The sequence below is a fragment of the Streptomyces lacrimifluminis genome, assembly GCF_014646095.1.
Classification (GTDB): Bacteria; Actinomycetota; Actinomycetes; order Streptomycetales; family Streptomycetaceae; genus Streptomyces; species Streptomyces lacrimifluminis.
Genome location: NZ_BMMU01000008.1, coordinates 200,755 through 212,657, shown reverse-complemented (window position 1 = coordinate 212,657; position 11,903 = coordinate 200,755). Strand labels below are relative to the sequence as shown.

Below are 11,903 nucleotides of genomic sequence, written 5' to 3'. Positions count from 1 at the left end.
TCAGTCCGTCCCACGGCCCCGGCGGACCCCGCGCACCGCGACGACGACCGCCGCGACACCCGCGAGGACGAGGCCGACCACCGCCTGTCCGGTGCCCGGACCGGTGCCCCTGGCCTCGGCGGCGGCCAGTTCCGCCGCCGCGCCACCACCACCGGCGGGCACGGGGGCGACGGGCGAGGCGGCCGAACGGGAGGGCGCGGCGGGGGACGGCCTCCCCGACTCCTCGGCGGCCACGGCGATCACGCCCTTGACCTTGCCCTCCTGCCCGCCGCAGCCGACCGTGACGTCGTACGAGCCCGGCGTGAGCGAGGAGCGGACGCGGGACCCGCCGACGAGCGCCCCGTCCTGCCCCTGCGCCGCGAGCAGCACATCGGCGACGAAGGCCTCCGACTTCGCGGTCCCCGTCTTCCCCGTGCAGCCGCGCACCACCAGCCGTACGTCACTGCCGGGCGCCGGGGACGCCGGGGTCACCGAGATGCCCCCGTCCGCGGCGGACGCCACAGGTACGGGGATGAGCACGGCCGCGACCGCGACACCGGCACAGAAAGTGAGACGAATGAAACCCATCGTGAACCTCCAGACACCTGGAGACTCCTCCTCCGGGCCCCGGTCCGCACCTCCGGAGCGGGTACGACTGCTCCGTACGGGTTGCGGATGGTTTGGCGCGTACGTGAAGGACGACCGGCTCAGACGCGGTCGACGAGGTCCGCGATGGAGTTGACGATCTTGGACGGGCGGTACGGGAAGTTCTCGATCTGGTCGGGGCCGGTCAGGCCGGTGAGCACCAGGAAGGTCTGCATCCCGGCCTCGATGCCCGCCAGGACGTCGGTGTCCATGCGGTCGCCGATCATCGCGCTGGTCTCGGAGTGGGCGCCGATCGCGTTCAGCCCGGTCCGCATCATCAGGGGGTTGGGCTTGCCCGCGAAGTACGGCTTCCGGCCGGTCGCCTTGGTGATCAGCGCGGCCACCGCGCCGGTCGCGGGCAGCGGGCCTTCCGCGGAGGGGCCGGTCTCGTCCGGGTTGGTGGCGATGAAACGGGCGCCGCCCTCGATCAGGCGTACGGCCTTGGTCATGGCCTCGAAGGAGTAGGTGCGGGTCTCGCCGAGGACCACGTAGTCGGGCTCGTGGTCGGTGAGGATGTAGCCGATGTCGTGCAGGGCGGTGGTCAGTCCGGCCTCGCCGATGACATAGGCGGTTCCGCCGGGGCGCTGGTCGTCGAGGAACTTGGCGGTGGCGAGCGCCGAGGTCCAGATGTTGTCGACGGGCACCTCCAGGCCCATGCGGCGCAGACGGGCGTGCAGGTCGCGAGGGGTGTAGATCGAGTTGTTGGTGAGCACCAGGAAGGGCTTGCCCGACTCGCGCAGCTTCTTGATGAAGGCATCGGCGCCGGGGATCGGCACGCCCTCGTGGATCAGCACACCGTCCATGTCGGTGAGCCACGAGTCGATGGGCTTGCGGTCTGCCATGTCCGGTCTCCTGCTCCTGCACTGTGTTGCGTTGCGTTGCCGTACACGCGTACGAGATGCCGCGTGCGCCCAGCCTGTCACAGGCCGGATCTTGGGGGAATGGCCGGTTTATGTCCGTCCCACGGGTCGGACCCGGGCGAGCAGCATCATTCCGCCGCCGGTCAGCACCAGGGCGAGGGCGATGCCCGCGAGGCGGAGAGCGGTGTCGTGTCGACCCGTGCCGGCGAGCTCACCGGTGAGCGGCGGTTCGTCCCGTACACCGGGTACGGGACCGGCCGACGACGCCGGTTCGGCGGGGGCGGTCACGACGCGGAAGCGGTAGTCGTTGGACTGGCCGACCCAGTCGCCGTCGTCCGCGTGCCGTTCGACCACGGCGGCGTTGGCGACGACGTCGTTGGCCACCGCTCCGGCGCCGATCGCGAGCCGCACCCGTACGGAGACGGTCCGCCCGGGCCCGACGGTGAACCCGGGAAACCCGTCGCCGTCGAACACCCCGATGGTCTCGTCGGCGTCGGTGGCCTCGAACCGCACGGGGTAGGGGCGGGGGCGGTGCTCGTCGTAGAACTCCAGCCGCGGCTGAGTCGTCGTCAGGGCGCGGCGCTCGTCGACGAGTACGAGGACGGGGTGGATGCCCGTGCAGGTGCGGGCGGTGTTGTTGGTGAGGTCGAGACGCCAGGTCCGGTGCTCACCCCCGGCTTCGTAGGCGGCGGGCCCGCCGTGGATGCGAGTGGTGAGGGGGAAATCCCGGTCGGTGGGGGTGGTGGCACAGGTGGCCGCCCGGGCGGGGGCGGCCAGGGCGCCCGGCGCGGCGAGGAGGGCGGCGGTCGCGGTCACGGCCGCGGTGACGGTTGCGGTCACGCAGGTACACAGTCGCATGAACACATGACCATGCCGGGGTGGTGGGGTCAGCGGACGGCACCGCTCCGAGGGGCGGGGAGCTACGCCCCGAACGGGCTCGCGAATGCGCCCGATCGGCGGATGCGGATGCGGATGCGGCGGTTGCCGCGCTGATTCACGCTTCTTCGTCGGCGTCGGCGTCCGTGAGGTGGCCGTCGGTGAGGTGCCAGTAGTGGAGGTGGTGGGCCTGGCGCCAGGTCTCGGGGGCGGCGAGGCCCTGGGTGATCCAGGCGTGGAGTTGCGGGAGGGCGGTTTCCTTCAGGGTGGCGCGGATGACGGCCCGGTCGGCCGCGTCGACCGGGTGGAGCTCCACGTAGAAGCCGACGCTGTCCGGGTGGATGCCCCGGCCGTAGTTGCGGGATTCAGGGGCGAGCCACCTGACTCCGAGCACGATCGTCCCGCTGCCCGGCCCGTTGAGGAAGTCGAACTTCCTTACGTGGGAGGCGAGTTCACCGAGGGACTCGTTGACGTCGGTGTTGGTCAGCGGCCAGGCCCGGTGCCGGGGAAGACTGCGGGCGAGTCGCTTGCGCCGGTTGCGTCGGGTCATGGGCTGAAGGGTCGCAGGGGCTGGGCGGCCGGTCCCACAGGTTTTTCCGAAAGGAAGCCGGAAGAGATGGGGAAGGGACCCGAAGGGAGAAGTCGATCGGGCGTCACCCCCGCTGCCCCTTACCCCTCGGCCCGTCCGAACAGGGGCGCGAGGAGCAGTTGGGCCGCGCCCTCGGCGACTCCGCGCGCCCCGCCGGGGGCGACCCGTACGGGCACCGCCCGCTCGGCGCCCTCACGCCGGGCGCGTCCGGCGAGAACGGCGGCTACCCCTCGTACGAACCGATCCGGTGCCGCGGCGACGGTACGGCCGCCCAGCAGCACCCGGTCGATGTCCAGCAGCCCCACGAGGTTCGCGGCGCCGGCGCCGAGCACCCGGGCCGCCTCGTCCAGGTCGCCCCGGGCCACCGCGCCGAGACACAGCGCCTCGATACAGCCACGGTCGCCGCAGCCGCACGGTGGTCCGTCCAGTTGGACGACCTGGTGCCCGAACTCACCCGCACCGGTCCGGGCACCCCGGCGCAGCGCCCCGCCGATCACCAGGCCGGCCCCGAGCCCCGTACCGAGATGGAGATAGGCGAAGGACCCGCCCTCACCCCCGACCGCCAGCCCGAGCGCGGCGGCGTTGGTGTCCTTGTCGACGGCGACCGGCACGCCGAGCCGCCGCGCCAACGCGTCCCGCAACGGGAACCCGTCCCACTCGGGAAACCCGGTGACCCGGTGCAGCACACCCCGCGCATGATCGAGCGGCCCGGGCAGAGCAACACCGACCCCGAGAAGAGCACCGACCCTCACCCCGGGCTCACCGGGCCTACCGGCCTCGCCAGGCCTGCCGCCGGGCATCGCTTCGGCCTTCCGCGAACCGTCTTCGCGGGGTGCCCCGCTCCTCCCGGGCCGCGCACCGCGCAGCGTCTCGGCCTCACCAGAGTGCCTGCCGGGCAGCGCCTCGACCTCCGGTGACTCCCCGCCGAGCAGTGCCTCGACCTCGCCCGCCACCCCCTCGACCACCACATCCGCGCCCGCGCCCAGGTTCAGTGGCGCTCGGCGCTCGCCCACCACCGTTCCCATGAGGTCGACCAGGACCACCCTCACCTCGTCCCGGTCCAGGTGGACGCCCACCGCGTGGCCCGCCTCCGGGACCAGGCGCAGTACCGTGCGGGGCTTGCCGCCCGTCGAGGCGCGGTGGCCCGCCTGGGTGGCGAGGCCCTCTGCGCGCAGGCGGGCGGTGATCTTGCTGACCGCCTGGGGGGTCAGACCGGTCCGCTCGGCCAGTTCGAGGCGGCTGATGCCCTCGGCGCCGGCCGTGCGCAGGAGGTCGAGGACGAGCGCGGCGTTGTGGCTGCGCAGGGCCGGCAGGTTCACCCCTGAGACCGGGGTCGTGGCAGTCGCGGTAGCGGTCGTGCTGGTGACAGTGCTGGTGATGGCGGCGTTCGTGCTGTTCACGCGAACCATTGTCCCGGCCGCTTGCACTTTGGCAACAGCGTTGCCAAAGTGGGCGGCATGACTGGTACGACTGGAATGACCCGCACGTCCGGTGCCCCCCTCCGTCTCGGCCTCGTCGGTTACGGCCTCGCGGGCTCCGTCTTCCATGCCCCCCTGATCGCCACCACCGAGGGCCTCGTCCTCGACACCGTCGTCACGGCGAACCCCGAGCGGCAGGCACAGGCCCGCGCCGGGTTCCCGGACGTACGGATCACCGCCACCCCGGACGAGTTGTTCGCCCGCGCCGACGAGCTGGACCTGGTCGTCATCGCGTCCCCGAACAAGACGCACGTCCCGCTGGCCACCGCCGCCCTCAAGGCGGGTCTGCCGGTCGTGGTCGACAAGCCGGTCGCGGGCACGGCGGCCGAGGCGCGTGACCTCGCCGCCCTCGCCGACCAGCGGGGGCTGCTCCTCTCCGTCTTCCAGAACCGCCGCTGGGATCATGACTTCCGGACGCTCCGCAAGCTGATCGCGGAAGGCGAGCTGGGCGACGTATGGCGGTTCGAGTCACGGTTCGAGCGGTGGCGGCCCCAGCCCAAGGGCGGCTGGCGCGAGTCCGGCGACCCGGCGGAGTTCGGCGGACTGCTGTACGACCTCGGCAGTCACGTCGTCGACCAGGCGCTGGTCCTCTTCGGCCACGTCGCCTCCGTGTACGCCGAGACGGACATCCGCCGCCAGGGCGCCGAGACCGACGACGACACGTTCATCGCGCTCACCCACACGAGCGGCGTCCGCAGCCACCTGTACGTCTCCGTGACCACCTCGCAACTCGGCCCCCGCTTCCGGGTGTTGGGCTCGCGTGCCGGATACGTGAAGTACGGCCTCGATCCGCAGGAGGACGCCCTGAAGGCGGGCGGGCGGCCGGGGAGCGCCGGCTGGGGACTCGAACCCGAGAGCATGTGGGGGCGGGTCGGGGCCGGGGAGTCCCCGCTCACGGGTGGCGGGCGGCCGGAGCCGACACTGCCGGGGGCGTACGAGAAGTACTACTCTGCGATCGCCGCGGCCCTGCGCGACGGCGGCCCCAACCCGGTGACCGCCCTGGAGGCGGCAGCCGCGCTCGACGTACTGGAAGCGGCCCGGCGTTCCGCGAACGAGAAGGTGACGGTGACCCTGCGATGACCAGTCAGAAGTCCGGCGGCCACAAGGCGAGCGGACAGCCGTCGCTCGGGCCGCGCATCGCGCCCGAACTCACCCCGAGCGTGGAGGAACTCGAAGCACAGCAACGGCACCTGGTGTTCCGGCAGTTCTCGTACGAGGACGCGTGGGCGCTGGGCTCGCTGCTGGTGGAGCTGGCGCGGGAGCGGCAGGCACCGGTGGCCGTCGACATCCACCGGGCCGGCCAGCAGCTCTTCCACGCGGCCCTGCCCGGCTCGACCCCCGACAACGACGCCTGGATCGACCGCAAGCGCCGGGTGGTGGAGCGTTACGGCGCCCCCTCCTACCTGGTGGGCGCCCGTTTCCGCGCCAAGGGGACGACGTTCGACGACGACTCGCGCCTCGACCCCGACACATACGCGGCCCACGGCGGCTCGTTCCCGATCACGGTCGAGGGCGTCGGCGTGATCGGGTCGGTGACGGTGTCGGGGCTGCCCCAACTCCAGGACCACCGGCTGGTCGTGGAGGCGTTGGAGACGTACCTCAAGGTGTAACGGGAATTATCCCGAGGGACCCTCCGTTTCAGGGAGCCACGGCACGGCATCCGGACTCGGAGGGAAACAGAACCGATGACCCAGGTCAGCGCTTCACAGGTCAGCTCGCTGAAGGACACCGTCGGGCGGTACGGCATCTGGAGTTTCGGGCTGCGCTCGGAGGATCCCGAGGGGCTCACCGAGCGCGCCGAGGCCGCCGCCGAACTGGAGGAACTGGGCTTCCACGCCCTCTGGTTGGGCGCCAGCCCGGGCGTACGGCACGCCGCTGCGCTCGTCGAGGCGACCTCGCGGCTCGGCGTGGCGACCGGCATCCAGAGCATCTGGCAGTACGAGGCCACCGAAACGGCGTCCGCTGTCGCGGAGTTGGAGGAGTCCCACCCCGGCCGCTTCCTGCTCGGCCTCGGGGTGAGCCACGCCGGGATGGCGGACCGGTACCGTCGCCCGTACGCCTCGATGGTCGAGTACCTCGACGCCCTGGACGCGGCCGGACACCCCGCCGAACGCCGGGTGCTGGCCGCCCTCGGCCCGAAGATGCTCAGGCTCTCGCGGGACCGGGCCGCCGGCTCGCACCCGTACCTCGTGACCCCCGAGCACACCGCGCAGGCCCGCGCGGCGCTCGGCGAAACCCCGTTGCTGGCACCGGAGTTGAAGGTCGTCCTGGACACGGACCCGGACCGGGCCCGCACGACCGCGCGCGGCAGCCTCGCCATGTACCTGGCCCTGCCGAACTACACCAACAACTTCCTGCGCATCGGCTTCACCGAGGACGACATCAGGGACGGCGGCAGCGACCGTCTGGTCGACGCGGTGTTCGCCTGGGGCAGCGAGGACCGGATCCGTGAGCGGGTCGACGCCTTCCACACGGCGGGCGCCGACCATGTCGCCCTCCAGGTCATCGAGGACCAGCCCAGGGACGGCGCACTCCCCCGCGACGGCTGGCGCCGGCTGGCCGAACTCCTGAAGCCCTGAAGCGGTAGCGTTTCCTCCGGATGTGTTCGGTCGTTTGTCTGCACGTGTCATCGGGCGGGATCCAGGAGCCCGGTGACACGCATGCGAACGGAGAAGTCCCGTGCGATTGACCGATATCCACCGTTGCGAGATCCGGCCCGGACACCTCGTGACCTGGACCCTGCATCCGACGACCGTCGAAACCGTCGCCGAACTGCCGGAGGACGCCCGCCCACCCGCGTACGTACAGGAGGCCCACGTCCGCACCGCGCGAACGGTGCGCGAGGACGGCCTGTTCGTGCCGACCTGGCTCGGTACCGCCTTCGACATCCCCGGGCGGGTCGATCTCGACGTCCTCCAGGGCGCGTTGCGGGCCTGGACACTGCGGCACGAGACGCTGCGCAGCGGTTTCCGCTGGGTCGACGGCCCGCTCGGCTCCCCGGGTCCCCTCAACGACGAGCTGCGGCGTTTCACGCTCGCCCCCGAGGCCGTCGTCCTGCACCGCGAGGACGTCGGTGACTTCCGGGACGGGGCAGTGCTGTCCCGCTATCTGCAGGATCGGTTCGACATCGCGGCGGACGCGCTGACCTGGCCGAACTTCATCTACAGCGCGGTCGTCAGGGACGACGGCACCAGCGTCTACATGGCGTTCGACCACACCAACGTCGACTCGTACTCGATCTTCCGCATCGCCGACGAGATCCACCAGCTCTACACGGCCGGCCTCGACGGCAGGACGGTGGACGCGGCCCCGGTCGCCAGTTACGTCGACTTCTGCGCGAGCGAGCGTACGCACGCCGACGGGATCGACGAGACCCACGCGATCGTCGCCGACTGGCGGAAGTTCATCGCCCGGTGCGACGGCAAGCTGCCGAACTTCCCCGTCGACCTCGGTCTCGACCCCGAAGGGCCGCTGCCCACCCAGAAGTTGATGCGGGAGTGGCTCACGGACGACGCGGACGCTGCGGCGTTCGAGGCGTACTGCCGTCCGTACGGCGGCAGCATGACCGGCATCCTCGCGGCCACCGCCCTCATCGTGCGCGACATCAGCGGGCAGCAGGTGTACCGCACCGTCGTGCCCTTCCACACACGGGCCAGGTCGGAGTGGTCGGACTCGGTGGGCTGGTACGTGGGCGGCGCGCCGCTGGAGATCCCGGTGGGCGAGGTGTCGGACTTCGACGGCGCGCTGGACCTGGTCCGCTCCGCGCTGCGGGCCAAGCGACCCCTGTCGAGGATGCCCATCGCCCGGGTGCTGAAGCTCCTGGGCTCCGACTTCAGGCCCACCTCGCCGGACCTGTACTCGATCGTGTCGTTCGTCGACACCCGGGGCATCGCGGGCTCGGAGCGGTGGGACGACCTGAAGGCGTACGGGCTGATCCGGGTCTCCTACGGCGACCAGGTGTGCGCCTGGACCACCCGCCTCCACGAGGGCCTCCAGTTCGCCGCCCGCTACCCGGACACGGACGTCGCGCGGAAGAACATGCGCCTGTACGTGGCCGGGCTACGGGACATGATCACCTCGGTGGCCCTGGAGGCGCCCGATAGGGCCGCCTCCAGGGGCGCGGGGAACTGCGCGACCAGCCCCCACGGACCCGCGGCCGAAGATCGCGCACCCAGCGGAGCGCTTACGCGTCCTTGAACTCCTGACGCTGCCGCCCGAGCCCCTCGATCTCCACCTCGACCACATCCCCGGCCCGAAGGAACGGCTTGGGCTCGGGCGCACCCAGCGCGACCCCCGCCGGCGTACCCGTGTTGATGACGTCACCCGGGTACAGGGTCATGAACTGGCTGACGTACCGCACGACTTCGGCGACCCCGAAGATCTGCTCGGCGGTCGTCCCGTTCTGCTTCAGTTCACCGTTCACCCACAGCCGCAGCCCGAGCGCCTGCGGGTCCGGCACCTCGTCCGCGGTCACCAGCCAGGGCCCGAGCGGGTTGAACGTCTCGCAGTTCTTCCCCTTGTCCCAGGTGCCGCCCCGCTCCAGCTGGAACTCGCGCTCGGACACGTCGTGGGCGACCGCGTACCCGGCGACATGCGCGAGAGCCTCCTCGTGCGAGCCGAGGTAGCGGGCCGTACGTCCGATGACTACCGCGAGTTCCACCTCCCAGTCGGTCTGCGTCGACTCGCGGGGCACGAGCACCGTGTCGTACGGCCCGACGACCGTGTCCGCCGCCTTGAAGAAGATCACCGGCTCGGCGGGCGGCTCGGCGCCGGTCTCGCGGGCGTGGTCGTGGTAGTTGAGCCCGATGCACACGATCTTGCCGATGCGGGCCAGCGGCGGCCCGATCCGCAGTCCGGTCTCGTCCAGGGCGGGCAGCTCACCGGCGTCGGCGGCGGCCCGGATCCGGTCGAGCGCCGCGTCGTCCGCGAGCAGCGGTCCGTCGATGTCCAGGACGACGCCCGACAGGTCGCGCAGGGTTCCCTCGGCGTCGAGCAGTGCGGGCCGCTCCGACCCCGCCGTACCGACTCGCAGCAGCTTCATGATCGTTCTCTCCCTCGGTTATGTCCTCGGTCACGCCCTCGGTCATTATTCATCGGAGGACTGGTCGATCGTCCAAGGTAGACGGCCTGTCCGCAATACCCGGTTCACGTAGTGGACCCCGCAGCGGAACCCGCGGCCCCCGGCGCGAGCTGCCAGCGGTACAGCACCGCGCGCTCGACAGCGCTCCAGGTGGTGCTGGTCACCATGTAGAGCGCGGCGGCCAGCGGCATCACGGCCACGGAGAAGAGCGTGAAGAAGGACATGAAGGGCATGAACTTGGCAGCGGAGGCGAGTCCGGGCACCGCCTCACCGCCTTCGGCGTTCACCGCCATCGGGTTGGTCGCCATCACCAGCTTCATACGCCGGTAGTTGAAGGTGGCGACCCCGGCGACGAGGACGAACAGCCCGAGGTAGACGAGCCCGGCGGCCCCGAGGATGCCGTCCCCGCCGAGCGCGTCGGCCCAGCGCTCACCGAGCGGCGCGGCGAACAGCTGGTGGGTGAGGAGACCGTTGGCCCGGCCGCCGATCTCCGGGTTGGAGAAGAGGTGGTAGAGCAGGAAGAACGCCGGCAGCTGGAACAGGCTCGGGAAACACCCGGACAGCGGCGAGACCTTCTCCTCGGCGTGCAGTGCCATGACCGCCTGCTGGAGCTTCTTGGGGTCCTTCGCGTGCCGTTTCCGCAGCTCCGCGACCTTCGGCTGCAGTGCGGCCCGCGCCCGCTGGCCGCGCGCCGCCGCACGGGACAGGGGGTGCACAAGGAGTCGTACGAGCGCGGTGAACAGGATGATCGCGGCGGCGGCCGAGGAGTCGTGGAAGAGGGGCTGGAGCAGGTCGGCGAGATGGGCGACCAGGCCCGCGAAAGCGGACAGGAAGGTGGACATGGGTGAGCCCTCCGAGGGTCTCGTCGTGCCGGGGATGAGCCGGGAGTGAGGAGAGATCGGCAGGACGACCCGCGCGGGGCACGCACGTAAGGGCTCGTACGCGTTCATACGCGTTCGAACGCGTTTCGCGTGCGCTCGTGTGCAGAGGGGTTCGGTGCTGCGTGCCCTACGCGGTGGCCGTCCGGAGGGGCCGTCCGGGGGCGCGGGGGCGGGTACGGCCGCGGGCGTCAGGGTCCCGTTGCGGCAGGAAGGCCGTACGGCGGGCACGGTCGCGGATGGCCGTACGGACCCGGGTGGGCGGTACGGCGGGCGCGCAGCGCGAGGCGATGAGCGAGCAGGCGGCGAACGCGGACCCGGCCGCGGCGGTCGCCGCGAGGGCGACGGCGGCGGAGAGGCTGCCGGAGTCGAGCAGCACGACCTCGATGAGGAGCAGGAACAGCGCGGCGGCGGCACGCGGGTTCACCCGGACCGGACTCCAGCTCCGGATCATGCCCACGCCCCCTCTCGTACGTCGCGCACTTCTCGCTTCGCCTACTTCTCGTACGGCTGTCCGCTCTGCTGTTCGTTATACAGGATGTACGGCTCGGCTCAGCGGGGCCGCATCGAGGTGAGCATGCCCCACACGACCAGACGGTAGCGGGACGTGTACTCCGGGGTACAGGTGGTGAGCGTGAGGTAGTAGCCGGGGGCGCGGTATCCGTGGGCCGGCCTGACGATGGAGCGGGGGACGGACCTGATCACCCCGTCGTCCCGGGCGGAGGTCTGCGGAAGCGTCCGGTCGACGGTGTACGAGTACACCGCGTCGGCCGTCTCGACCTGGACGGCGTCCCCGCGCCGCAGCCGGTTGATGTACCGGAAGGGTTCGCCGTGGGTGTTGCGGTGCCCGGCGAGGGCGAAGTTCCCGGCCTGGCCCGGCTGTTGCGTGCCGGGATAGTGGCCGACGTACCCCTTGTTGAGTACGGCCGGCTTGCTGACGCCCTCGGCGACGGGGACGCGCAGGCCGATCCGGGGGATGCTGAGGATGGCGTACGCCTGGGACCAACCAGGCGTGGCGGAGCTGGAGTTGGCGAGTCCTCCGGCGCCGTCCCAGCCGGTGGCACCGGAGGACTCGCCGGAGCCGGAGGAGTCGGAGGAGTCTGCCGAGTCGGAGCCGCTGTTTGGGGTCGACGCACTCTCCGGGCTCCCGCCGGGACTCGCGGGGTTCCCCCACTCCTGCTCCAGGGCCCGCACCTCCCGCTGGGCGCCCTGTTCGGCCTGGCGGTTGGTCCACCACAGCTGGTGGACGACGAGGAGCGCGAGGACGGTGCCAAGGGTGACCAGGAGTTCGCCGCAGCTCCACAGCACGCGGCGGCGGAGGGCGCGCCGGCGGAGTGTGCGGTGCCGTACGACAGGAGCCCGAGCCCGCATGCGTACGCCTCCTTCGCGCCCTCACATGGGTCGGCCGCACCATAGGCCAGACCTCGCGCAGTCACCAGGCCCACCCGTGCCCTGTCCGCCCTTTGCCCTGTCCGTCCCCTCCCTGTGAGCCCCCTTTGTCCAGTGGTTTGAGAAAGG

13 protein-coding genes are annotated in these 11,903 nt (G+C 71.5%); 4 read left to right on the top strand and 9 right to left on the bottom strand.

From position 1 onward, the window contains the following. The 5 genes from IEY89_RS15165 to IEY89_RS15145 all read right to left on the bottom strand — a co-directional run bounded on the left by IEY89_RS15165 (position 1) and on the right by IEY89_RS15145 (position 4,358). Entirely contained in the window at positions 1-567 is a 567-nt protein-coding gene (locus IEY89_RS15165) for a hypothetical protein (protein WP_189147894.1), read from the bottom strand. Positions 568-686: 119 nt separating this feature from the next. Continuing rightward, the gene (locus IEY89_RS15160) at positions 687-1,466 is read right to left on the bottom strand and encodes an HAD-IIA family hydrolase (RefSeq protein ID WP_189147893.1); all 780 of its coding nucleotides are present in this window, start codon (positions 1,464-1,466) and stop codon (positions 687-689) included. Between the two features lie 108 nt (positions 1,467-1,574). Further along, entirely contained in the window at positions 1,575-2,324 is a 750-nt protein-coding gene (locus tag IEY89_RS15155) for a hypothetical protein (protein ID WP_229695239.1), read from the bottom strand. Positions 2,325-2,478: 154 nt separating this feature from the next. Further along, positions 2,479-2,910 (bottom strand): hypothetical protein, encoded by a 432-nt coding sequence (locus IEY89_RS15150; RefSeq protein WP_189147891.1) that lies wholly within the window; start codon positions 2,908-2,910, stop codon positions 2,479-2,481. Positions 2,911-3,029: 119 nt separating this feature from the next. Continuing rightward, positions 3,030-4,358: an ROK family transcriptional regulator gene (locus IEY89_RS15145; RefSeq protein ID WP_189147890.1), complete on the bottom strand. Its 1,329-nt coding sequence runs from the start codon at positions 4,356-4,358 to the stop codon at positions 3,030-3,032. 66 nt (positions 4,359-4,424) lie between these two features. Here IEY89_RS15145 and IEY89_RS15140 point away from each other — a divergent pair, with 66 nt between their 5' ends. From IEY89_RS15140 to IEY89_RS15125, 4 genes are all read left to right on the top strand, one after another. Further along, positions 4,425-5,507, top strand: coding sequence for a Gfo/Idh/MocA family oxidoreductase (locus IEY89_RS15140; protein WP_189147963.1), 1,083 nt, complete (start codon positions 4,425-4,427; stop codon positions 5,505-5,507). Continuing rightward, positions 5,504-6,037 carry a heme-degrading domain-containing protein gene (locus IEY89_RS15135; RefSeq protein ID WP_229695237.1) on the top strand — a complete coding sequence of 178 codons (534 nt, stop codon included), beginning with the start codon at positions 5,504-5,506 and terminating at the stop codon, positions 6,035-6,037. Before IEY89_RS15140 ends, IEY89_RS15135 begins: the two co-directional genes overlap by 4 nt. Positions 6,038-6,112: 75 nt before the next feature. Beyond that, a complete protein-coding gene (locus IEY89_RS15130) occupies positions 6,113-7,006 on the top strand; it encodes an LLM class F420-dependent oxidoreductase (protein ID WP_189147889.1) in 894 nt (297 codons plus the stop codon). A 100-nt stretch (positions 7,007-7,106) separates the two neighbouring features. Continuing rightward, positions 7,107-8,624: a condensation domain-containing protein gene (locus IEY89_RS15125; RefSeq protein ID WP_189147888.1), complete on the top strand. Its 1,518-nt coding sequence runs from the start codon at positions 7,107-7,109 to the stop codon at positions 8,622-8,624. Here IEY89_RS15125 and IEY89_RS15120 read toward each other — a convergent pair. From IEY89_RS15120 to IEY89_RS15105, 4 genes are all read right to left on the bottom strand, one after another. Then, entirely contained in the window at positions 8,611-9,468 is an 858-nt protein-coding gene (locus tag IEY89_RS15120; RefSeq protein ID WP_189147887.1) for a fumarylacetoacetate hydrolase family protein, read from the bottom strand. The genes IEY89_RS15125 and IEY89_RS15120 overlap by 14 nt on opposite strands. Before the next feature lie 104 nt (positions 9,469-9,572). Continuing rightward, complete coding sequence (locus IEY89_RS15115) at positions 9,573-10,337, bottom strand: YidC/Oxa1 family membrane protein insertase (RefSeq protein ID WP_189147961.1); 765 nt, start codon at positions 10,335-10,337, stop codon at positions 9,573-9,575. 178 nt (positions 10,338-10,515) lie between these two features. Continuing rightward, complete coding sequence (locus tag IEY89_RS15110; RefSeq protein ID WP_189147886.1) at positions 10,516-10,839, bottom strand: DUF6412 domain-containing protein; 324 nt, start codon at positions 10,837-10,839, stop codon at positions 10,516-10,518. Between the two features lie 98 nt (positions 10,840-10,937). Next, positions 10,938-11,756, bottom strand: coding sequence for a class E sortase (locus tag IEY89_RS15105; RefSeq protein WP_189147885.1), 819 nt, complete (start codon positions 11,754-11,756; stop codon positions 10,938-10,940). Between the last annotated feature and the right edge of the window lie 147 nt (positions 11,757-11,903).